We start from the raw sequence: 22,711 nt of genomic DNA, 5'->3' as shown, positions 1-22,711 counted from the left end.
AGTGCTTCAAAAAAACTTGATATCTGTTTATTTTTGTTAAAAATTACATCACGAATCTTCGTGAAGCGCCGAACATGAAACCAAGAATCCTCATTGCCTTCCTGCTTGGCCTTTCGGTGGCCCAGGTCGGCATCAGCGGCGCTCACGCCGCCTCGGCCACTGCGAGCAAGCCGGCAGCGAAGAAGACCGCGGTCAAGAAAGCGGTGGTCAAACCCGCCCCGAAGAAGGCCGTGGCTAAGAACACCACCGCCACCGCGCGCAAGGTTTCCATCAAGCGCACGCCGGTTGCGCCTGCCGCTGACGAGGGCGAGCTGACGCTGGACGCTCACGGCAACCCGCAGCTGCGCTCCTCCGCCTTCTACGTGCTGAACGAAGCCACCGGCAACGTGCTGCTGGAGCGCAACAGCGCTTCCATCGTGCCCATTGCCTCCATCACCAAGCTGATGACCGCCATGGTGGTGCTGGAGGCTGGCCAGAGCCTGAGCGAGGAGCTGGTCATCTCCGAAGCGGACATCGACACCCTGAAGGGCACTGGCTCGCGGCTGGCCCTGGGCACCCGGCTGACGCGTGAGGAGATGCTGAACCTGGCGCTGATGTCCTCCGAGAACCGGGCGGCTTCGGCGCTGGCCCGCCACTATCCCGGCGGCATGCCGGCCTTCGTCGAGGCAATGAACGTGAAGGCCCGCCTGCTGGGTATGTGGGATACCCGCTTCCACGACAGTACCGGGCTGACGCCGGCCAACGTCTCCAGCCCGCGGGATCTGGCCAAGATGGTGGAGGCCGCGTCCTCCTACCCGCTGATCCGGGAGTTCTCCACCACGTCAGAACGCTATGTGGACATCAAGGGCCGCAGCCTGCGCTTCGGCAACACCAACGGCCTGGTGCGGAGCCCGGACTGGGAGATTGCGGTGTCCAAGACCGGCTACATCAATGAAGCTGGCCGCTGCCTGGTCATGAAGGCCTGGATGCACAAGCAGCCGGTGGTCATCGTGCTGATGGATTCCGTGGGCCGCTACACCCGCACCGCCGACGCCCAGCGTGTGCGCAAGTGGCTGGAGGCGGCGGGCGGCGAACGCTTCGTGGTCGCTGCCGGCGGCCATTCCAGCTGACGGACGGGTACGCATTCCCGGAATGCAAAACGCCGGACACTGTCCGGCGTTTTTGTTAGGGGTCAGAGCTTCAACCGAAGCATGCTCAGCGGGGCTTGTCCGCGCCGCTGTAGCCCAGCGCGCGCGAGATCTGCTCGGCGGTTTCCCGCACCAGCGGCGCCCAGTCGGGGTTGAAGCGCTCGGAAGGTGTGGACAGCGACAGGCCGGCGACCAGCTCGCCGCCATCGTCGCGGATGCCGGCGGCGATGCAGCGCACCCCGGCCTCCACCTCGTCCAGGTCGAAGGCCACGCTGTGGCGGCGCACCTTGTCCAGCTCCCGCTCCAGTGCGGGCAGCTGGGTGATGGAGGCTGGGGTGGAAGGCGGCAGGCCGGTGCGCTTGGCGTAGTCGCGGATACGATCCAGGCCGTCCTCCACCAGGAAGAGCTTGCCGGTGGCGGTGGTGTGCAACGGCGCGCGGGCGCCGACGATGTGCACCACCCGCACCGAGGAGCGGCCGCTGGACGTCCGCTCCACATAGACGATCTCGTCGCCGTCGCGCACGCCCAGGTTCACGCTTTCGCCGGTGGCAGCGTGCAGCTTCAGCATCGCCGGCATCGCGGTCTCGCGCAGGGAGATGCGCGACTTCACCAGGCTGCCCAGCTCCAGCAGGCGGATGCCCAGCCGGTAGACGCCGGCATCGCCGCGTTCGACGAAGCCGCTCTGCGTCATCGCCCCCAGGATACGGTGGGCGGTAGAGGGGTGCAGTCCGGTTTCCAGCGCCAGCTGCTTCAGCGGCACCGGATCGGCATGGTGGGACAGCACATCGAGCAGCTTCATCATGCGCTCGATGACCTGGATGGGGCTCTTGGCTTCCGCGCCGTTGGCGGCGGTTGTCGTCTTGGTGGACACTTGGGCCTTGCGGGTTTGCGTAACCCGCGAATGGTAAAGCCCCGGCGTGATTTCGCCTAGTGAAACGAACGCCACCCCGGCCCGCCGGCCGGGCGTTTCGGTGCCTGGGCGCCAGCGCGGGTCACCGATGGAATCCTTGCGTCAACCTGGAGTACTGCATATGAGTCTGGCCATCGTCTGCCTTGAGCGCGATGCGGTGGGCGTGCCTTTCCCGCGCCCGGCCCTGGAACACGAGTGGACCGAGTATCCGGCCACCACCACCGCCGAACTGGTGCCGCGCCTGATGCAGGCCGACGTTGCCATCGTCAACAAGGTGAAGCTGGACGCGGAGGCCATTGCCCGCCTGCCGCGGCTGAAGATGGTGGCCATTGCCGCCACCGGCGCGGACAACGTCGATCTGGAGGCCTGCCGCGCCCGCGGCATCGTCGTCTCCAATGTGCGCGGCTACGCGGTGCATACCGTGCCGGAACATGCGCTGATGCTGATGCTCGCGCTGCGCCGCAACTTGTTCGCCTATGCCGCGGACGTGCGCAACGGCCGCTGGGCGGAGGCGGAGAACTTCTGCTTCTTCGACCACCCGATAGGCGATCTGCATGGTGCCACCCTGGGCATCGTCGGCCGTGGCGGTCTGGGCGAGGGCGTGGCCAGGCTGGCGAGCGCCTTCGGCATGAACATCCTCTACGCCGAGCACAAGGGAGCTGCGGTGCTGCGGCCGGGTTACTCCGCCTTCGACCAGGTGCTGGCGCAGGCCGATGTGTTGTCGCTCAACTGCCCGCTGAATGCCGCCACCCGCGGCCTGATCGGCGAGGCGGAACTGCGGGCGATGAAGCGCACTGCGGTGCTGGTGAACACCTCCCGCGGCGGCGTGGCGGACGAGCAGGCGCTGGCCGACGCCCTGCGCGCCGGAGTGATCGCCGGCGCCGCCACCGACGTGCTCTCCGCCGAGCCGCCGCGCAAGGGCAACCCCTTGCTGGCGGATGACGTTCCCAATCTCATCGTCACCCCGCACGTGGCCTGGGCCTCCCAGGGCGCCATGCAAGCGCTGGCGGCGCAGGCCATCGGCAACATCGAGGCCTACGCCGCCGGCGAGCCGCGCAATCGCCTCGCCTGAAGCGGGCGGCTGCCACCGGCGCTGGCAGCTGGTTTTTTGCCAAGGCGGCCATCGGCGGATCGGCTATATTCGGGCGCTTCCGCGCCCCCGAAACAAGAAATTACAAGGACTCCGCATGACCCCCAGCGTGTTGCAGATCGTTGGCACGGCGCTGTTCGCCATCGCCGTCGCCCACACCTTCCTCACCAAGTACTTCGAGCGTCTCGCTCACCTACAGCCGAACCATTCCGGCATCTGGCATCTGCTGGGCGAAGTCGAGGTGGTGTTCGGCTTCTGGGCCTTCGTGCTGTTGATATTCATGGCCTTTATCGGTGGCGCCGGCGAGGCGGCGAGCTACCTGGACGGGCTCAACTATACCGAGCCGGCCTTCGTCTTCGTCATCATGGTGGTGGCCGCCAGCCGTCCCATCCTGGAATTGTGCAAGGTCGGCGCACGGGCGCTGGCGCGCTACATCCCGCTGCAGGACGGGCTGGCCTTCTACTTCGTCTGCCTGTCGGTGCTGCCGTTGCTGGGTTCCTTCATCACCGAGCCGGCTGCGATGACGCTGGCGGCCCTGATGCTGCGCGACAACTTCTACGCCAAGGGCATTTCCCATCGGCTGAAGTACGTGACCCTGGGCGCGCTCTTCGTCAATGTCTCCATCGGCGGCACGCTCACCCATTTCGCTGCGCCCCCGGTGCTGATGGTGGCGGCCAAGTGGAACTGGGATCTGTGGTACATGCTGGGCCACTTTGGCTGGAAGGCGGCGATCGCGGTCTTCATCAACGCCGGCATCGCCACCCTGCTGTTCGCCCGTGAGCTGAAGACCTTGGAGGTGGATGCCAGCGCCGGCCAGCGCACCGTGCCGCGCACGCTGATCCTGCTGCACGTGCTCTTCCTCGTCGGCATCGTCTATTTCGCCCACCATCCGACGGTGTTCGTCGGTCTGTTCCTGCTCTTCCTCGGCGTGGCCGAGGGCTACAAGCACTACCACGACAGGCTGATGCTGCGCGAAGGCCTAATGGTCGGCTTCTTCCTCGCCGGCCTGGTCACGCTGGGCGCGCAGCAGCAGTGGTGGCTGCAGGACGTGCTGGCCGGCATGGACACCACCGCGCTCTACTTCGGCGCCACCGCGCTGACCGCCATCACCGACAATGCCGCGCTGACCTATCTGGGCTCGCTGGTGGAGGGTGTAGACGAGGCCTTCAAGTACTCGCTGGTAGCCGGCGCCGTCACCGGCGGCGGCCTCACCGTGATCGCCAACGCACCCAACCCGGCGGGTTTCGCCATCCTGCGCGGCCATTTCGACGATGAGGCGATCAATCCACTTGGGCTCTTGGTCACTGCTTTGCCGCCCACCATCGTCGCCATCCTCGCCTTCCAGATCCTTTAGCGCGGGACTGTAGCGAACTGGAACGGGGAGCCCGCGGGCTCCCCGTTTTCCTTGCAGGCGTGACCGTTTCGTTCGCCGCCCGCGGCCCGAGGGCGCATAATTGCGGCCGTTTCTTCCCACCGCGCCGTCCGGCGCGCCGAGGTTTCCCGTGACATCCGTACGCCGTAATCCACCCCAGCCGGTGCCGTCCCGCATTGCCGGTACGCTCAAGGTCCGCAAGCCTGCTACTGACCCGGCGGAACCCGACAACAGCGAGCAGCCCTCCCAAGCCCGGGCAGGCGGCGACAAGCCGGCCCGCGAGCGTGCCGCTCCTGCGCGCAACGAGCGCAGGGCCGAGGGCCGTGGCGAGGACAAGCGGGGCGGGGGGCGAGATGCTGCCGATGCCGGCCGTGGGGCACCGCGCGGCGGTGACCGCGCCGCAGCCGGTGGCGAGCGCCCGCGTGGTGCCCGACGCGAGGCGGAAGGCGATTTCCGCGCTCCGCGCCCTGCCGCGGATGAGCGCCGGGCTAGCACCGAGCGCAAGGAACGCGAGGGCGGTAGCGCTGGCCGTTCGCGTGGCGAGGGTTTCCGCTCCGAGGGGCCGCGCCGGGATCCTGGCTCTTCCGAAGGCCGCGGCCGCTTCGGTTCCGGTGGCCGGGGTGAGCGGGAGCAGGCGAACGATGAAAAGCCGCGTTTCGGCCGTCCGCGGGATGTGGATGCTTCCGCCGGCAAGCGCCCGTGGCAGGAAAGGAGCGGCGAGCGGGCGCAGGGCTCGCGGGAGCGCAGCTTCTCCGGTGGCGATGACGCCTTGCCACGGCAGCGTGATTCCGCCTGGGGCGAGCGTGCTCGGCCGGCCCGTGATGACAACCGGCGCCCCGACGGCGCGCCGCGCAGCCGTCAGGAGCCTGGTGATCGCGAGCGTTTCGCGCGTGACGACACGCGCAGTGGCCCGCCGCGGGAAGAAGGCCGGCGTCGCCCGGCGGATGAACAGAACCGCAACCGAGCGGGATGGGAGGAGCGCCCCCGCCGTTCTGCCGAGGAAGGCCGTGGCCGTTTCGGCGGCGAAGAGCGTTTCAGCCGTCCTGCCCGTCCCGAAGGCCGCGGTGCATCGGGAGAACAGCCAGGACGTGGCCGTGGCGACCGTGAAGACGGCCGTAGCCGTTTCGGTCGCGATGAGCACCCCGGCCGCGCCGGGCGTGTGGAAGGCGCTGGCCGTTTTGGTGGCGACGGGCGAGCCAACCGCCCGCCGCGCCAGGACGGCCGTGGCGCAAGCGTCGAGCAGGCGGGACGCGGCCGTGGCGAACGTGAGGATGGCCGTGGCCGCTTCGGCGGCGAGGAACGCCGTCCGCGTTTCGAGCGCGAAGCGCGCGCCGGTGGTCTTGACCGTGCCGGCGCGGGCGAGGAACGCCGGCCCAGGGCGCGCCCGGAGGCCGGGGACGAGCGCAAGGCGGACCAGCCTTTCGCCAAGCGTCCCCCGGCTGCCGAACCCGCCAGGCCGAAGCGCCCGATGGTGCCGCGTGAGGAAGGCGAGGCGGAGGGCGTGCGCCTGTCCAAGGTCATGGCCGAGCGTGGCATCTGTTCCCGGCGCGAGGCGGATGAGCTGATAGCGCGCGGCTGGGTGTTCGTGGACGGCCGCCGGGTGTCCGAGCTGGGTACGCGCATCGCGCCGGATGCCCGGGTGGATCTGGCGCCCGAGGCCAAGATGCAGCAGGCGCAGCGCGTCACCATCTTGCTGCACAAGCCGGTCGGCTATGTGTCTGGCCAGCCGGAGCCGGGCTATGAACCGGCGGTGTCGCTGATCGGCGCCGACAACCAGTTCGACCGCGACGTTTCCCAACGCTTCCACTACTCCCAGCTGAAGGGCCTGGCGCCGGCAGGCCGGCTGGACATCGACTCTACCGGCCTGCTGGTGCTGACGCAGGATGGCCGGGTTGCCCGCATGCTGATCGGCGAGAACTCCAAGGTCGAGAAGGAGTACTTGGTGCGGGTGGAAGGCGAACTCGTGCCGGATGGCCTCGCGCTGCTGCGCCACGGCCTGTCGCTGGACGACAAGCCGCTGCGCCCGGCCGAGGTGGAGTGGATCAACGACGACCAGCTGCGCTTCGTGCTGCGCGAAGGCCGCAAGCGCCAGATCCGCCGCATGTGCGAGCTGGTCGGCCTGAAGGTGGTTGGCCTGAAACGGGTGCGCATCGGCCGGGTGCGGCTGGGCGATCTGCCGCTCGGCCAGTGGCGCTACCTGCGCGCGGACGAGGCTTTCTAAAGCGCGGCCTTGCGCGCTTCATGCGCGGCCGGTGCGGCGGCGGGAATCTCCGCACCGTCCGGCGCGCGGCCGCTCACCCGGGTGAAGCAATCCTCCAGCGGGCAGACCTGGCCAGGCGGACACTCGTGTTCGCGGGCGCATTCGGCCTGGGTTTCGTCCAGCAGCACCATCTCCCTTACGACGGGGCAGCGGCCTATGGGAGAGTCGAAGAAGGACATGACGGTCTCCTCCGCCTGCCCCGGGCGCTGGCGGGCAGGGTTGTCGGTCGGCGGCGGCCACGGTGGGCGTTGCTGCCGGACGGCGGTCGGGAAGGCGTAGTTCCGCCCGGAAACCCGCTGTGCGTTCATTCCCGCGCCTTCAATTCAACTCTAGGTTGAGGCGGCGGGGCTTACCGGAGGAAAGCTAGCTTCCTTGACCTGGCGCAACCCGATCCGGGGGCGGCTGGGCGGGAAGCTTGTGCGGCGGCAGCAGGCGGTCGCAGCGGTTGCCGGTGTAGGGGCCGCGGTTGCGCTCGCGCTCCCAGCCGGGGCCGGGCGAGGCCTGGGCGCAGATGGTCTGGTTGTTGAGCTTGCTGCGCCACTGGTACCAGGGCGCGGGCGCGGCCGCCGTGGTGAGCGGCTGCAGCGCGGCGGCCGCGATGAGCAGCGCTGGCGGGATCGCGGCCAGACGCTGTGCCAGGGCGGGGGGAGGCGCCAGCCGGCGCCTGGTTTCATTCGGCACGCAGGGCCTCCACCGGATCGAGACGGGCGGCCGTGCGCGCCGGCATCACGCCGGCGACCAGGCCGATGAGGATGGCCAGCGCTTCCGCCAGCAGGGCGAAATGCCAGGGTGTGCTCACCGGCAGTGCCGGCAGCAGCAGGGCGGCGAGCTGGGCGAGGCCGGCGCCGATGGCGAGGCCGAGCAGGCCGCCCAGCGCCGCCAGCGCCACCGCTTCGCCGAGGAAGAGGCCGAGGATGGCGCGGCGGGTGGCGCCCAGCGCCACCATCAGCCCGATCTCGCCGGTGCGCTCGGCCACCGCGATGGTCATGATGGTGACGATGCCCACCGCGCCCACCAGCAGCGAGATGCCGCCCAGCACGCCGACCGCGGCGGTGAGGATGTCGAGAATGTTGGAGAGGCTGGCGAGCATGTCTTCCTGGGTGGTGAGGGTGAAATCCTCGCGGCCGTGGCGGTTCACCATGCGCCGCTTCACTTCCGCCGCCACGCGGGCGGCGGGAACGCCTTCCTCGTAGGTGAGGTTGATTTCCATTACCCCGTCCCGATTGTAGAGCGCCAGCGCCCGTGCGGTGGGGATGTAGGCGGTGTCGTCCAGATCCACGCCGAGGAACTGGCCCTTGGCCTCCATGACCCCGATCACCCGGTAGCGTTCCGTGCCGATCTGCACCCGCTGGCCGAGCGCGTTGCCGGCGCCGAACAGCTCCTGCTTCAGCTTGGCGCCCAGCACCACCAGCGCGCGGGCGCTGGCGGCGTCGTCCGGCGGCAGGAAGTGGCCGCTGCGCACCTTCATGGCGAACATGCGGTCCATCTGCGGCCCCACGCCCATCACCAGCGTGCGGCGCACCCGGCCCTGGGCGCGGATCTCGGAGTTGCCGGACACCGCCGGGGTGACGCCGGTGACGAAGGGCACCCGCGCCAGCACGGCGGCATCGTCCAGCGTCAGCTCGCGGGTGGTGGAGGGCAGGCCGGGCGGGCCGCCGCGGGCGCCCAGGCGGCCGGGGGTGAGCTTGATGATGTTGGTGCCGAACTGGGTGAATTCCTGCAGCACGAAGCGGTGCAGGCCCTCGCCGATGGCGGTGAGCAGGATCACCGCGGCGATGCCCACCGCGATGCCGAGCAGGGTGAGGAAGCTGCGCAGGCGCTGGGCGCTCAGGGCGCGCAGCGAAAGCTGGAAGAGGTCGGCCCAGCGCATGTGGCCGCCTAGCGCTTGGCCAGTGCCTGCACCGGGTCCAGCCGGGCGGCGCGGCGCGCCGGCAGCACGCCGAAGAGCAGGCCGGTGAGCAGGGCGGTGCCCAGGCCGGCGGCCACCGCCCAGTCGGGCGGCCAGGCCGGCAGCACCGGGTAGGCCAGGCGGATGCCCCAGGCGCCGAGCTGGCCGAGGCCGTAGCCGGCCAGCGCGCCGGCCAGCGACAGCAGCGCGGCCTCGACGAGGAAGGCGCGGCGGATGTCGCCGCCGGTGGCGCCCAGGGCCTTGAGCAGCCCGATCTCGCCGGTGCGCTGGGTGACCGCCACCAGCATCACGTTCATCACCAGGATGCCGGCCACCGCCAAGCTGATGGCGGCGATGCCGGCGACCGCCAGGGTGAGGGCGCCGAGGATGCGGTCGAAGGTGCCGAGCACCGCGTCCTGGGTGATCAGGGTGACGTCCAGCTCGCCCTCGCGGCGGCTGCGCAGGATGTCTTCCATCTGCCGTTGCGCCGCCGCCAGCGCGTCGCGGCCGCGCACTTCCACCATGATGCGGAACAGGGTGTTGGTGTTGAACATGGCCTGGGCGGTGGCGACCGGTACGATGACCAACTCATCGGTATTGAAGCCCAGGCCCTGGCCGGAGGCGGCCATCACGCCGACGACCCGCAGCCGGGTGTCGCCGACGCGGATCATGCGGCCGACCGCCGCTTCGTTGCCGAACAGTTCGCGCTTCAGCGTGCCGCCTATCACCGCCACCGCGCTGGCGTGGCCCAAGGATTCCTGCGGCAGGAAGCGGCCTTCGGCGAGGGCGAGGTGGCGCACGGCGAGATAGTCGGCGGTGGTGCCCAGCACCATGGTCTCGCGCAGCCGGCCGCCGACGGCGATCTCCGAATTGCCCACCGACAGCGGCGCAATCCGGCTCACCAGCGGCGCCCGCAGCAGCGCGCTGGCGTCGGCCAGGGTGAGGTCGCGCGGGGTGTTGGTGATGAAGCTGCCGGCATTGACGCCGCCGGTCTCGTTGCGGCCGGGCAGCACGATGACCAGGTTGGCGCCCAGCGAGGCGAACTCGCCGATCACATAGCGGCGGGCGCCGTCCCCCAGCGCGGTGAGCACCACCACCGCGGCCACGCCGATGGCCATTGCCAGCACCATCAGCGCGGTGCGCAGCGGGTAGGCGAAGGCGGCGCGGCCGGCGAAGCGCAGGGTGTCGGCCGGGCTCACCCGAGCGGCTCCGGCGCGGGGGGCGGCCGCTCGGCGCGGCTGCTCTGCCGCGCGCTGTCCGACTTCAGCTTGCCGTCCTCCATCATCAGCTGGCGGCGGGCGCGGCGGCCCATGGCCGGGTCGTGGGTGACGACGATGAGCGTGGTGCCGGCAGCGTTCAGCGCTTCCAGAAGCTGGGTGACTTCCTCACCGGTGTGGCGGTCCAGGTTGCCGGTGGGCTCGTCGGCCAGCAGCAGCGCCGGCTGCATGATGGTGGCGCGGGCGATGGCGACGCGCTGGCGCTGGCCGCCGGAGAGTTCGTCCGGCCGGTGGCGGGCGCGCTCCTCCAGACCGAAGTCGCGCAGCGCGCGCGCTACCCGCCGCTCCCGCTCGGCCGGGGCGATGCCGGCCAGGGTGAGCGGCAGGGCGATGTTCTCGGCGGCGCTGAGGCGCGGTACCAGGTGGAAGCTCTGGAACACGAAGCCGATGCGGCTGCGGCGCACCGCTGCCTGTTCGTCTGCGCTCAGGGTGGTGACGTCTCGGCCTTCCAGCCGGTAGTGGCCGGCGTCCGGCCGGTCCAGCAGGCCGAGCAGGTTGAGCAGGGTGGATTTGCCGGAGCCGGAGGGGCCCATGATGGCGACGTATTCGCCGGCCTCGATGGCGAGGGAGAGCGCGCTCAGCGCATGGACGCGGCTGTCGCCGACGGTGAAGCTGCGGTCTATGCCGGCCAGCTCTATCTGGGCCATGGCGGCGCGCTCAGCGGCCGGGGGCCGCCGGCTCGGCGACCGCATGCGCACCGGCGGCGACGCCGGCCCGCTCCAGCGAGGTGACAAGCCGATCGCCGGCGGCCAGGCCTTCCAGCACCTCGGTCTGCTCCCAGTTGGCGAGGCCGGTACGCAGGCCGCGCTCGGCGAGCACGCCATCGGCGCCCAGCACCAGCACCTTGTTGCCTTCGCGCAGCGCGGCGGTGGGAATGCGCAGCACGTCGGCGCGACGGTCGAGCACGATCTCGACGTCGGCGCTGTAGCCGACGAGCAGGCCGCGGGCTTCGTCCGGGTGGTCGAAATCCACGTCCACCTCCACCGTGCGCGCCTGTTTCTCCACCGCGGTGATGTAGGGCGCGATGCGCCGCACCGTGCCGGCGAAGTGGCGGCCCGGCAGGGCCTCGAAGCTGATGCGCACTGGCTGGCCGGGGCGGATGCGCGGGGCGTCCACCTCGTCCATCGGCGCCTTCACGTAGAGGCAGCTGTCGTCTATCAGGTCGATGGCGGGCGGGGTGGGCACGCCCGGCGGCGAGGGCGTGGCATATTCGCCGAGCTCGCCGGTGATCTTGGCCACGGTGCCGGAGAAGGGCGCCACCAGCACGGTGCGTTCGCGGTCGGTGGCGGTGGCGGCGAGCTGGGCTTCGGCGGTGGCGATGTCGGCGGCAGCGGCGGCGCAGGTGGCGCGGCGGGCGCGGGCCTCGGTACGGGCCTTCTCCTCCACGCTGGCGGAGACGAAGCCGCGCTGCACCAGCGTGGCCTGGCGCTCGGCTTCGCGCTCGGCGTTGGCGGCCAGGCTGCAGGCCTCGCGCTGGCGTTCGCGGGCGGCGCCTAGCTGGGCGCGATTGACTGCCATGCGCGCGTCCAGGTCGCGGTTCCACAGCCGCATCAACACCTGGCCGGCCTGCACGCGGTCGCCTTCCTTGACCAGCAGATCGTCGATCCGGCCGCCGACGATGGTGGACATGCGGGTGCGCTGACAGGCCTCGATCTCGCCGGCGCGGGTGTTGGACAGCGTGGCCTCCACCGGCCCGCGGCCGACTTCATGCACCACTACCGCCACCGGTTGCGGTCGTGACAGCCACCAGCCGGCGAGAACCAGCAGGGCGGCGGGGAGGGCGTAGGGCAGCAGGCGGCGGAGGGTGGGCATGGCGGTGGCTTTGCGGATGTGCTTGGCTGCGGCTCGGAGGTGGGGCTGTGGGTGAGGCGGCGTTTGCTCTCCGCCCCGGGAACAAGCGGGGAGCGTCCCCTTCAGGTTGCCCCCGCTGCGGACTGAACGCTGTCCGGCATTCTAATGCCGGCGTGCAGACGGCATGGCGCCGTGAGGGCTGGGCAGCGGCCGGGCCCGACAGCCGCCATAGACGGCGGCTGCCGCCGGACGCAAGAAGGCCGCGACGGGAATGCGTGCTGCCGTGCATTTCCGCCGCGGCCTTGTGCCGCTGGCTGTGAGCCGGGTTTGAGTCGGACCCGCCGCTGTCCGCTGCCTTAGCGCCCGCCCTTGGCCCAGGAGTCCTTCAGTGTCGCCGTGCGGTTGAACACCGGCGCGCCGGCGGTGGAGTCGCGGCGGTCGGCGACGAAGTAGCCGTGGCGCTCGAACTGGAAGCGGTCTTCCGCCGCGGCGCCCTTCAATGAGGGTTCCAGCCAGGCGGTGATGACGCGGCGGGAGTCCGGGTTGATGTCGTCGAGGAAGCTGCGCTCCAGTCCTTCGGCATCGCCCTCGCGGCGCTGACCAGGGTGCGGGTAGGCGAACAGGCGGTCGTACAGCCGCACTTCGGCCTGGTAGCCGTGGGCGGCGGAAACCCAGTGCAGGTTGCCCTTCACCTTGTAGTTGTCGGCGCCGGGGGTGCCGGACTTGGAGTCGGGCATGTACTCGGCGTAGACGGTGGTGATCTTGCCGTCGGCATCCTTGTCGCAGCCGGTGCACTTCACCACGTAGCCGTAGCGCAGGCGCACGGTGTTGCCGGGGTAGAGGCGGTGGAAGCCCTTCGCCGGCTCTTCCATGAAGTCTTCGCGCTCTATCCACAGCTCGCGGCCAAAGGGCATGTCGCGCTTGCCCAGCTCCGGCTTCAGCGGATGGTTGGGCGCCTGGCACAGCTCGGATGCGCCCTCGGCATAGTTGGTGAGCACCAGCTTCAGCGGATCGAGCACGGCGACGCGGCGTTCGGCGGCCTCGTTGAGGTGCTCGCGCATGCTTTCCTCGAGCACGCTCATGTCGATCCAGGAGTCCGACTTGGATACGCCGATGCGCTCGGCGAACAGGCGGAAGCCCTCCGGCGTGAAGCCGCGGCGGCGGGCGCCGATCAGCGTCGGCAGGCGGGGATCGTCCCAGCCATCCACATGGCCTTCCTCCACCAGCTGGATCAGCTTGCGTTTGGACAGCACCACGTAGGTGAGATTGAGGCGGGCGAACTCGATCTGCTGCGGCAGCGGGCGCGGGAAGTGGCCGGCCTCGGCGAGGGCGTCCAGCAGCCAGTCGTAGAAGGGGCGCTGGTCCTCGAACTCCAGGGTGCAGATGGAGTGGGTGATGTGCTCGATGGCGTCTTCGATCGGGTGGGCGAAGGTGTACAGCGGATAGATGCACCAGGCGTCGCCGGTGCGGTGGTGGGCCGCCTTGCGGATGCGGTAGATCACCGGGTCGCGCAGGTTGATGTTGGGGCTGGCCATGTCGATGCGGGCACGCAGCGCCAGGCTGCCCTCGGCGAACTCGCCGGCACGCATGCGGGCGAAGAGGTCCAGGTTCTCCTCCACGCTGCGGTTGCGCCACGGGCTGTCCTTGCCCGGCTCGGTGAGGGTGCCGCGCAGGGCGCGCATCTCGTCGGCGGAGAGGGCGTCCACATAGGCCTTGCCGGCGCGGATCAGCGACACCGCGCACTGGTACATGGTCTCGAAGTAGTCGGAGGCGTAGTACAGGTGCTTGCCCCAGTCGAAGCCCAGCCACTTCACCGCTTCGATGATGCCGTCTACGTACTCGGTCTCTTCCTTCTCCGGGTTGGTGTCGTCGAAACGCAGGTGGCAGGCGCCGGCGTAGGCTTCGGCGAGGCCGAAGTTGAGGCAGATGGACTTGGCGTGGCCGTAGTGCAGGTAGCCGTTGGGCTCGGGCGGGAAGCGCGTCTCGACGCGGCCCTGCCACTTGCCGGCGCGGTTGTCCTCGTCGATCAGGTTGCGGATGAAGTTGCTCGGCGCGACGGCGCCTTCCTTCTTGTCGTTCGGGTTCATCGGGTCGGAGGGAGTCTGGGCGGGCGCCGCGGCGCCGGATTGCGGATGGCCGGGATTGTAGCCGATCGCCCCCGGCCGCCGGCCGCTTCGTCCGCAAGGCGGGCGAGGGAGCGGCGGGAGCGCGCTGGCTATAATCTTTGCCCCAATATTCTGCTGCCGTCGCAGCCTGGCCGTCCTTCCATGCGGCTTCGAGCCCTGCGGCGGCCCGACCGGAGTTCCGATGACCGACGATTTCGCCATGCTCCAGGCCTGGCTGGAGCAGCGCCCCGCCGCCTATGCCCTGGCCGCCAGCTGTGTGCTGCTGCTGCTCGCCTGGCTGGCCAACTGGCTCACCCGCCACATCCTGCTGCGCGGCCTGCGCCGCATGCTGGACGACGGCTCGCCGCTGGCGCGCGACCCGGAGGCTGCGCCCATCCGCATCGTCAGCCGCCTCGCCAACGTCATCCCGGCGCTGGTGCTGGCGCTGGGCACGAAGGCGGTGCCCAATCTGCCGCCGGCGCTGGTTACCGTGGTGGAGAACGTCAGCAGTGCCTTCATCGTGCTCACGGTGGCGCTGGCGCTGGGCAATGCGCTCAACCTGGTCAACGCGCTCTACCAGCGGCGGCCGGATGCCCAGCTGCGGCCGATCAAGGGCTATGTGCAGGTGCTGAAGATCGTGGTGTACGTGGTGGCGGCCATCCTCATCGTCGCCAGCCTGGTGGACCGCTCGCCGCTGATCCTGCTCTCCGGCCTGGGGGCGATGGCGGCGGTGCTGCTGTTGATCTTCCAGGACACGCTGCTGTCGCTGGTGGCCAGCGTGCAGCTCAGCTCCAACGACATGGTGCGGATCGGCGACTGGATAGAGATGCCGCAGGTCAATGCCGATGGCGACGTCATCGACATCGCCCTGCACACGGTGAAGGTGCAGAACTGGGACAAGACCATCACCACCATCCCGACCAAGCGGATGATCTCCGACTCCTTCCGCAACTGGCGCGGCATGCGGGAGTCCGGCGGGCGCCGCATCAAGCGCAGCCTGTTCATCGACCAGCACAGCATCCGCTTCCTCACCGACGAGGAGCGCCGCCGGCTGGACCGTTTCGCCCTGCTGGACGGCTACCTGCCGGCCAAGGAGGCGGAGCTGGAGGCCTGGAACGCCAGCCTGCCCGGCGGCGAGCGTGACGTGGTGAACCGCCGCCGGGTCACCAACATCGGCACCTTCCGCGCCTACGTCGAGCGTTACCTGCGGCGCCATCCCGGCGTGCACCAGGGCATGACGCTGATGGTGCGCCAGCTCGCCCCGACCTCCGACGGCCTGCCGCTGGAGCTGTACTGCTTCGCCAACACCACGGCATGGGTGGCCTATGAAGGCACGCAGTCGGACATCTTCGACCACCTGCTGGCCATCTTGCCGGAGTTTGGCCTGCGGGTGTTCCAGCACCCCAGCGGGGCGGACATGCGCGGCTTCGGCGAGCAGCTGCGGCGGGAGTTCTCCGGGCCGGCGGGCTGAGGTACCAGGCGCGGCGGTCGCGTGCCGTCCGCCGCGCCTGGCGGGAACAGGTGGGCGAATGCAGCCGTGGGCTTCGGCACGGGATCCGGGGATGCCGTTTGCACCGCATTCCTGGGGGCTGCCCGGAGCAGCCCCATCGAAGAATCTCGCGGCAACCGGCCGCTCCCGGCTCCAGCCCGAACGGCAGTGGTAAATTGCGCCCATCCCTATGCATCGCCACCGTCTCCCGGAGCCTCGATGAATCTCACCGCTTTCGCCGCCGTCGGCATAGGCGCCGCCTGTGGCGCCTGGCTGCGCTGGGGGCTGGGCATGCTGCTCAATGCCCTGTTCGCGCCCATTCCGCTCGGTACCCTGGCGGCCAACCTGCTCGGCGGTCTGCTGATGGGGCTGGTGCTGGGCGCGGTGCACAGCTGGCCGGAGTTGCCGCCGGCGATCAAGCTGCTGCTCACCACCGGCTTCCTCGGCGGCCTCACCACTTTCTCCACCTTCTCCGCCGAAGGCTTCATGCTCGCCCAGCGCGGCGACTGGGCCTGGTTCGGTGTCTATCTGGTGGTGCACGTGGCCGGTTCGCTGCTGCTGACGGCGGCCGGATACGCGCTGTTCAACGCCTGGCGCGGCTGAGGAGCGAGGAACTGGTCACCCTTTGTTGCACTCGGTGCTGTTGGGTGAGACAGGGCGCTTACGTCCGCCACCTAGAATGATTCCCCCCAGCCGAACAAGAACGGAGGTATCCGCCATGATCAAGAAAAGCATACTGAGCCTCACCTGCATCGCCATCGCCGCCAGTGGTCTCTACGGCTGCGCCGGCATGAGCGAAACCCAGCGCGACACCGGCACCGGTGCTGCCATCGGAGCGGTAACCGGTGCAGTGCTGGGGCGGGCGACCTCGGGCAAAGGCAATCGCGGTGAAGCCACCGCCATCGGCGCTGCGGCGGGCGCGGCCATCGGCGCCGGTGGCGGCTACCTGTGGTCGCAGCGCATGCAGGCGCAGAAGGCTGAAATGGAGCGCGCCACCCAGGGCACCGGCGTCAGCGTGTCGCAGACCACCGACAACCAGCTCAAGCTCGACATCCCCAGCGACGTGTCCTTCGATACCGGCCGCTACGACATCAAGCCCAACATGCGGGCGGTGCTGGATCGCTTCGCCAGCAGCCTGACCCAGCACACGGTGACTACGGTGCGCATCGTCGGCCATACCGACAGCACCGGCAGCGACGCGGTGAACAACCCGCTGTCGGTGAACCGTGCCGCCGCGGTGCGCGACTACCTGGTGGACCGCGGCGTTGCCAGCAACCGCTTCAGCATCGACGGCCGCGGCTCGCGCGAACCGGTGGCGGACAACACCACCGCTGCCGGCCGGGCGATGAACCGGCGGGTGGAGATCTTCGTCGCCGAAGCGGCGCGCTGATCTGGCCGCTCGCGGTGCAGGAACGCGGGCCCCGGCAGGTCTTCCTGCCGGGGCCTTTCTCTTTCCGCGGGGGCAAAGTGGCGCGGGTGTCGGCGCCGCGCGCGCAGTCCAGTTTGAGCCCGGGATGGTATCGGAAAGGGGGCCTGGGCAAAGCCTTGCCCGGGCGGGCAATAGCTGGCCTGGGTTTTCCCAAGGAAGATCAAAGCGTTGTCGTGCAGCGGGCAAGCATTTGCCCATCTCTCTACCGGCTGGCGCCGGTCTGGCCTGCTGCATCGCTTGCCGGCCTTCCGCTTCGTGTCCGAGACCGGGCCGGACATCCGCGGCAAGCCTGGGAATGAATTCATTTGGTATAGATGTGGTACGCGTATTGCATTGATGGTGGCGCCGTTCCTGCGGCAGCAGGGCCAGCGGCTCCTCGCTTCCACTCATCAAGGACAGAATGCCATGCCAACTCCCGCTTACATCAGCATCCAGGGCAAGACCCAGGGCCACATCACCCAGGGCGCTTTCACCGCCGATTCGGTCGGCAACGTCTTCGTCGAAGGTCATGAAGACGAGATCCTGGTGCAGGAGATCAAGCACCGCATCGCCACCCCCACCGACCCGCAAAGCGGCCAGCCCTCAGGCCAGCGGGTGCACAAGCCCTTCATCTTCACCAGCGCCCTGAACAAGGCCACGCCGCTGATGTACCAGGCCCTGGCCTCCGGCGAGATGCTGCCCAAGGTGGAGGTGAAGTGGTACCGCACTTCCACCGAAGGCAAGCAGGAGCACTTCTTCACCACCCAGTTGGAAGACGCCACCGTGGTCGACATCGTCACCGTGATGCCGCATGCGCAGGATGCCAGCAAGGCCGAATACACCCAGCTGATCGAGGTGTCGATGGCCTACCGCAAGATCACCTGGACCCACGCCATCGCCGGCACCGAAGCCTCCGACGACTGGCGCAAGCCGCAGGAAGCCTGATCCCGGGGCTCTCGCCGTCCACGGCCGGCAGGGTGGCTTGCCGGCCCTACCGCATCCCGCGCGGCCGGAAGACCCCGGCTGGCCCACGCGCACTGCTTGATGCCTGCCATGCCCCACGAGAGCAGCACCCTCCTGCACGGCGACAGCCTCAAGGGCCAAGGCAGGATCGCCGGCGGGAACATCAAACTGGTCTCTCGGCCTCTTCGAAAAAATGCCGCGCATTCCCCTCGACCCCGCCGATCTGCCGCTCTCCGAATAGCGCCCCATCGGAACCCACATCGATGCTCATCAGCCCCCCTTTCCTTCAAGCCACCGCGTCTCAAGAGATAGACACGATCAGCGGCTGGCCATGGCCGCATAGCTCTACTTCTGGCTGCCCATGAAGATGGGGGAGTACCGCCGGCCCCCTTGCCGCCGCCAGCGGCGAGCCTGCGCCGCGTGCCGGCCTCTGGTTGAAAGCGGACCATCCACGGGTGCGCTGCCGCGTTATGGAAGGCGAACCGCTTCCCCTGGTCGATGGCCTTCCATGCAATGGCAATGGACTGAACAGCCGCCGCCGGGCATGCGGGCCGTCTCGGGCCAGCCTTGTCCCTATCCGGGCGTCTGGCATTGCGAGGATGTTCCCGTCGGTCCGCATGCGTTCGGGCATGGCGACCCCCTGCCACAACTACAGGGGCGCGATGTCGGCTGCTTCCTGGTGCGGGGCGGGCAGAGCGGGGGCGAGCTGATCAAGCGTCCGGCGGCAGCGGCGCCAGCAGGGCGGCGATATCCGCTTCGCCGAATTTGGCCAGCGCGTCAGCGTCTTCCGACAGCACGCTGGCGGCAAGCGCGGATTTGCGTTCCTGCAGGGCGACGATGCGTTCCTCTATGCTGCCGGCACAGACCAGCTTGAACACGAACACCGGCTTGTCCTGGCCGATGCGGTGGGCGCGGTCGGTGGCCTGGTTTTCCGCTGCGGGATTCCACCAGGGATCGTAGTGGATCACGGTGTCGGCGGCGGTGAGGTTGAGGCCGACGCCGCCAGCCTTGAGGCTGATGAGGAAGACCGGCGCACGGCCGCGCTGGAAGTCTTCCACCGGCACGCGGCGGTCGCGGGTTTCGCCGGTGAGGCTGACCCAGCCTATCTTGGCCTTGTCCAGCTCGGCGGCGATCAGCGCCAGCATCCGGGTGAACTGGGAGAAGACCAGGATGCGGCGCCCTTCGGCGATCAGCTCCGGCAGCAGGGACATCAGCATGTCCAGCTTGGCGTGCTCCTTGACGCGCGCGGCGGCCGGCGTCTGCAACAGCCGAGGGTCGCAGCAGACCTGGCGCAACTTGAGCAGGGCGTCGAGGATCACGATCTGGCTGCGGGCGTAGCCCTTGCCCGCGATTTCGCCGCGCACCTTCTCGTCCATGGCGGCGCGTACGGTTTCGTAGAGGTCGCGCTGGCCGCCTTCCAGGGCGATGCTGCGCACGATCACGGTCTTGTCGGGCAGTTCGCGCGCCACGTCCTCCTTGCGCCGGCGCAGGATGAAGGGCTTGATGCGGGCTGCGAGCAGGGCACGGCGCACGCCGTCGCCATGCTTCTCTATCGGTGTGCGCCAGGTCTTGGCGAAGTGTTTCTGGTCGCCGAGGAAGCCGGGCAGCAGCAGGTCGAACTGCGCCCAGAGTTCGCCCAGGTGGTTTTCCAGCGGCGTGCCGGTGAGGGCGAGGCGATGGCGTGCATTCAGTTGCCGCAGCACCTGGGCGCCCTTGCTGGCGGCGTTTTTCACCGTCTGCGCTTCGTCCAGGATCAGCAGGCTCCATTGCCGTGCCTGCAGGGCTTCGGCATCGCGCCACAGCAGCGGGTAGGTGGTGAGGGCGATGTCGGCTTCGTCCAGCTGGTCGAAGCGGTGCTGGCGCCGGTTGCCATGCAGGGCGAGCACCCGCAGCGAGGGGGCGAAGCGCGCGGCTTCGGCCTGCCAGTTGAATACCAGCGAGGTGGGTAGCACCACCAGCGCCGGCTGGGCGAGGCGGCCGGCGTTCTTCTCGGTGAGCAGGTGTGCGATGGTCTGCGCTGTTTTGCCCAGGCCCATGTCGTCGGCGAGGATGCCGGCGAGGTCATGGCGCAGCAGGTGCTGCAGCCAGGCCAGGCCTTCCAGCTGGTAAGGGCGCAGCTCGGCCTGGAAGCCGGTTGGCGTGGGAACCGCGACGAGGCCGCTGGCCTTGCTGAGGCGGGCGGCGAGCGCTTCCAGCAGGGCGGTGCCGCGGCCGGGCAGCTCCAGTGCGGCGAGGCGGCTGGCGTCCAGGCGGGAGACACGCAGGGTGGTGGAGGGCTGGTCGAAGAGATCCACCAGCGCCCGCACCAGGGGTTTCAGCCGGCCGGCGGGAAGGCGCAGGCGGCCGAGTTCCTCGTGGTGCAGCAGCACGGGCTCGCCGTCGTCTATCCCCTCCAGCCCACCGGACAGCCAGCGCGGGTCCAGCGCGAAAAGTTCGGCGAGCAGCGGCGCCAGCGCCACCGGCCGGCCTTGCACCTCTATGCCGGGCGAGATGTCCAGCCAGCCGTCGGCGGCCTCATCCACATCGAGGATGATGTCGTCGATGTCCAGCGCGCGGTGGCGGAAATCCGCCGGCATGTCGATTTCCCAGCCCGAGGCTTGCAGCGCGGGCAGGGCATCGGCGACGAAGTGTGGCCAGGCGGATTCGGAGGCCAGCCCTTGCATGCCGGGCGGTAGCGGCGTGATGCGGGGATGCAGCTTGGAGGGAGGGACGCGGGCGAAGCCCAGGCGGCTCAGGCGCTGCAGGGCGGCCGATTCCGCCTTTTCGTCATGCTGCAGGCGCACGCTGCGGCCATCGGCGAGGGCGTGATAGAGCGCGGTGTCGCCAGCGGGAACGGTGAGCGGGCCGTAGCGGAAGGCGATGGTGGCGTAGTCGAAAGCAGCGAGCGGGCCGCGCGGGTAGTCGCGGTAGGAGGCGCCAAATACCGGCAGCGTTGCCAGCGAGAGCACCGGCACCGGTGGGCCGGACAGGCGTAGCGGGGGGCCGCCGGCAGTACGCGGTTGTGGCAGCGAGGGGGCGAGTTCGGCAAGGGCGCCGGCGACCAGCTCGGTTTCCACCGGGGACAACGGTGGCAGCGCCAGCAGTTGGCCGAGCTGAGCAGGCGGAATGTCACAGCTGACTGGGCCTGCTTCCTGGCGCTCTTTGTCCAGATACCACGGCGGCTCGCTATTGAGAATGGCGGCGGCGGGAATGAACTGCAGCTGCGGAGCGACCCTGCCCTTGTCCACGCTCACCCACTCCAGTCTTCCTGGCCGGTTGCTGCCAAGGTGGAGCGCCGGGTTGTCCATGCGTTCGGCGTGAGCGCGGCCGCAATTGAGCAAATGTTCAAGCACGGCGGTGGCATGCCGGCCGGCGACCGGGTAGGCGTCGGTGGCGGTCCAGCCTCGAGGTCGCTGGGCCCATAGCAGACGCAGGATCTCGAGGTCCTGCTCGTTGACGAAGCTAGGCGGCGAGGCCAGCGCCCGTTCCAGGGACGCCCAGGGTTCATGGGCGCGAATGCCGCCGTCCTGACCGTTGCGTACCTTGTAGAAGGTCACTACGTACTGCTGCAGATGGCTGCGGTAGAGCAGGACGTAGTGCAGGGTGTGGAGGGAGGGCTTGGCGCGGGCCTTACCCGGTGCAGCGCTCTGGCGGAAGGCATCGACCCAGGCCAGCACTTCTGGGCTGGCGCGGTTGGGGTCCTGGCGCTGGGCCAGCCAGGCGAGCATGGCGGCAGCAGCGTGCTTGCAGTTGCGCCCCACCGGACAGGTGCATTGCGACAGCACATAGCGGCCGCGCCAGTTGTCGTCGCGTATCTGCACCACCACCCGGTAGGGCGCTGGCCGGGTGCCGCGCACCTTGGCGAGCAGCAGGCCGCCGTTGCGTTCCAGGCTGGAGACGTCGTCCAGATAGGGGCGAGCCTTGTCCACCTCGCGCTGGCCCAGCCAGTCGCTGATGTCGGATTCGGTGTAAGTGTCGAGGGCAGACATGCGGGTGCAGGAAGCTTAACCGCGAGATTGTAGCCGCCGTTGTCGGGGCCAAGAAGGGCACTATTGGGCGGTGCGACGCGGGCGGTGCCTGCGGCGGGCGGCAGGCGGACTGCTCCCTCGCTGCCCGGGCCTGCGGCGGACGAGGCGCACGGCCTGGAGGGAAAGTGCTTTGAGCCTCAAGCAAATGGTTTCCATTTGTGCCGGCTTTGTCGTCCTTCGAACACTAAGGGCATAATCCGCGTCCGCCGTTTGGCATAACTGGAGAATGAGGAATGGAACGTCGAGAGATGCTGCGTCACTGTCTGCTGGTGCTGGGCGTTTCGATGGCCGGGCCGGTGTCAGCCTTCGATCTCGGTCGCGCGCTCGGTGCTGCGAAATCCTTTACCGATGCGGCGACGGTGGATGACGGCGAGCTCATCGCCTATTACAGCCAGATGAGCCAGGAGATGGACGCCGGCAACGTGGTCGCGGCCGCCGACAGCCCCTATGGCAAGCGTCTCGCCAAGCTCACCCGCGGGCTGGAGAGCCATGATGGCCTGGACCTCAACTTCAAGGTCTATCTCACCGAGGACGTCAACGCCTTCGCCATGGGCGACGGCACGGTGCGGCTGTACAGCGGGCTGATGGACATGATGAGCGACGACGAAGTCCGCTACGTCATCGGCCACGAGATCGGCCACATCAAGGCCGGCCATTCCAAGAAGCGCATGCAGATGGCGCTGGCCACCGGCGGCCTGCGCCAGGCCGTGGCCGCCAGCGGCGGCGATGCCAGGAAGCTGGCCGACTCCCAGCTCGGGGCGCTGTTCGAGAACGTGGTGAAGTCGCAGCATTCCCAGTCCAACGAAAACGAGGCCGATGACTACGCCATGGGTTTCCTGCGCAGCCACGGTTACGACCGCCAGGCGGCGGTGAGCGCGCTGGAGAAGCTGGACAAGCTCTCCGGCGGTGGCGGTGGTGGCTGGTTGTCCACTCACCCGGCGCCGGCGGCGCGCGCGGCGCGGATGCGTACGCAGCTGGGTTGATCGCTGAAGGCCCCGGCTTCCTGTCGGCCGGGGCCGGTACT

Annotated in this window: 18 protein-coding genes; 9 read left to right on the top strand and 9 right to left on the bottom strand. The window is 69.2% G+C overall.

The annotated features are described in order from the left end of the window. Positions 1-74 precede the first annotated feature (74 nt). On the top strand, positions 75-1,109 hold the full coding sequence (pbpG, locus tag C7389_RS08565; protein ID WP_133590358.1) for a D-alanyl-D-alanine endopeptidase: 1,035 nt from the start codon (positions 75-77) through the stop codon (positions 1,107-1,109). Positions 1,110-1,194: 85 nt separating this feature from the next. Here the strand turns inward: pbpG and C7389_RS08560 are convergent, their stop codons facing one another. Then, positions 1,195-1,929, bottom strand: coding sequence for an IclR family transcriptional regulator (locus C7389_RS08560; protein WP_211168251.1), 735 nt, complete (start codon positions 1,927-1,929; stop codon positions 1,195-1,197). A gap of 229 nt (positions 1,930-2,158) precedes the next feature. On the opposite strand from C7389_RS08560, the gene C7389_RS08555 reads away from it, so the two are divergent. From C7389_RS08555 to C7389_RS25400, 3 genes are all read left to right on the top strand, one after another. Further along, complete coding sequence (locus C7389_RS08555; protein WP_133590355.1) at positions 2,159-3,109, top strand: D-2-hydroxyacid dehydrogenase; 951 nt, start codon at positions 2,159-2,161, stop codon at positions 3,107-3,109. Positions 3,110-3,224: 115 nt separating this feature from the next. Further along, positions 3,225-4,481 (top strand): putative Na+/H+ antiporter, encoded by a 1,257-nt coding sequence (locus C7389_RS08550; RefSeq protein ID WP_133590353.1) that lies wholly within the window; start codon positions 3,225-3,227, stop codon positions 4,479-4,481. Positions 4,482-4,629: 148 nt separating this feature from the next. After that, positions 4,630-6,720: a pseudouridine synthase gene (locus tag C7389_RS25400; protein ID WP_246034686.1), complete on the top strand. Its 2,091-nt coding sequence runs from the start codon at positions 4,630-4,632 to the stop codon at positions 6,718-6,720. Here the strand turns inward: C7389_RS25400 and C7389_RS08540 are convergent. The 7 genes from C7389_RS08540 to C7389_RS08510 form a co-directional block, all read right to left on the bottom strand. Beyond that, positions 6,717-6,938 carry a hypothetical protein gene (locus tag C7389_RS08540; protein WP_133590351.1) on the bottom strand — a complete coding sequence of 74 codons (222 nt, stop codon included), beginning with the start codon at positions 6,936-6,938 and terminating at the stop codon, positions 6,717-6,719. The two genes, C7389_RS25400 and C7389_RS08540, sit on opposite strands and share 4 nt — an antisense overlap. A gap of 184 nt (positions 6,939-7,122) precedes the next feature. Then, complete coding sequence (locus C7389_RS08535) at positions 7,123-7,440, bottom strand: hypothetical protein (RefSeq protein ID WP_133590349.1); 318 nt, start codon at positions 7,438-7,440, stop codon at positions 7,123-7,125. Then, positions 7,430-8,629, bottom strand: a complete 1,200-nt coding sequence (locus tag C7389_RS08530; protein ID WP_133590347.1) for an ABC transporter permease — start codon at positions 8,627-8,629, stop codon at positions 7,430-7,432. Before C7389_RS08530 ends, C7389_RS08535 begins: the two co-directional genes overlap by 11 nt. A gap of 8 nt (positions 8,630-8,637) precedes the next feature. Then, positions 8,638-9,846, bottom strand: a complete 1,209-nt coding sequence (locus tag C7389_RS08525; protein WP_133590345.1) for an ABC transporter permease — start codon at positions 9,844-9,846, stop codon at positions 8,638-8,640. Further along, positions 9,843-10,571: an ABC transporter ATP-binding protein gene (locus C7389_RS08520; RefSeq protein ID WP_133590343.1), complete on the bottom strand. Its 729-nt coding sequence runs from the start codon at positions 10,569-10,571 to the stop codon at positions 9,843-9,845. Before C7389_RS08520 ends, C7389_RS08525 begins: the two co-directional genes overlap by 4 nt. A gap of 10 nt (positions 10,572-10,581) precedes the next feature. Next, positions 10,582-11,736, bottom strand: a complete 1,155-nt coding sequence (locus C7389_RS08515) for an efflux RND transporter periplasmic adaptor subunit (RefSeq protein WP_133590341.1) — start codon at positions 11,734-11,736, stop codon at positions 10,582-10,584. Between the two features lie 335 nt (positions 11,737-12,071). Beyond that, a complete protein-coding gene (locus tag C7389_RS08510; protein WP_133590339.1) occupies positions 12,072-13,802 on the bottom strand; it encodes a glutamine--tRNA ligase/YqeY domain fusion protein in 1,731 nt (576 codons plus the stop codon). A gap of 220 nt (positions 13,803-14,022) precedes the next feature. Here C7389_RS08510 and C7389_RS08505 point away from each other — a divergent pair, with 220 nt between their 5' ends. The 4 genes from C7389_RS08505 (at position 14,023) to C7389_RS08490 (ending at position 17,662) form a co-directional block, all read left to right on the top strand. Next, positions 14,023-15,291, top strand: coding sequence for a mechanosensitive ion channel family protein (locus C7389_RS08505; protein WP_133590337.1), 1,269 nt, complete (start codon positions 14,023-14,025; stop codon positions 15,289-15,291). A 237-nt stretch (positions 15,292-15,528) separates the two neighbouring features. After that, a complete protein-coding gene (gene crcB, locus C7389_RS08500; RefSeq protein ID WP_133590335.1) occupies positions 15,529-15,912 on the top strand; it encodes a fluoride efflux transporter CrcB in 384 nt (127 codons plus the stop codon). 115 nt (positions 15,913-16,027) lie between these two features. After that, complete coding sequence (locus C7389_RS08495) at positions 16,028-16,699, top strand: YiaD family glycine zipper/OmpA-like lipoprotein (RefSeq protein ID WP_211168243.1); 672 nt, start codon at positions 16,028-16,030, stop codon at positions 16,697-16,699. A gap of 444 nt (positions 16,700-17,143) precedes the next feature. Continuing rightward, complete coding sequence (locus C7389_RS08490) at positions 17,144-17,662, top strand: Hcp family type VI secretion system effector (protein ID WP_133590333.1); 519 nt, start codon at positions 17,144-17,146, stop codon at positions 17,660-17,662. A gap of 728 nt (positions 17,663-18,390) precedes the next feature. On the opposite strand, the gene C7389_RS08485 is transcribed toward C7389_RS08490, so the two are convergent. Further along, the gene (locus C7389_RS08485) at positions 18,391-21,648 is read right to left on the bottom strand and encodes a DEAD/DEAH box helicase (protein ID WP_133590331.1); all 3,258 of its coding nucleotides are present in this window, start codon (positions 21,646-21,648) and stop codon (positions 18,391-18,393) included. Positions 21,649-21,920: 272 nt separating this feature from the next. On the opposite strand from C7389_RS08485, the gene C7389_RS08480 reads away from it, so the two are divergent. Next, positions 21,921-22,670 (top strand): M48 family metallopeptidase, encoded by a 750-nt coding sequence (locus C7389_RS08480; protein ID WP_133590329.1) that lies wholly within the window; start codon positions 21,921-21,923, stop codon positions 22,668-22,670. Positions 22,671-22,711 lie beyond the last annotated feature (41 nt).

Origin of the sequence: Azoarcus indigens (assembly GCF_004361735.1) — a bacterium.
Lineage (GTDB): Bacteria > Pseudomonadota > Gammaproteobacteria > Burkholderiales > Rhodocyclaceae > Azoarcus > Azoarcus indigens.
This window is presented reverse-complemented; position numbering and strand designations above follow the sequence as displayed.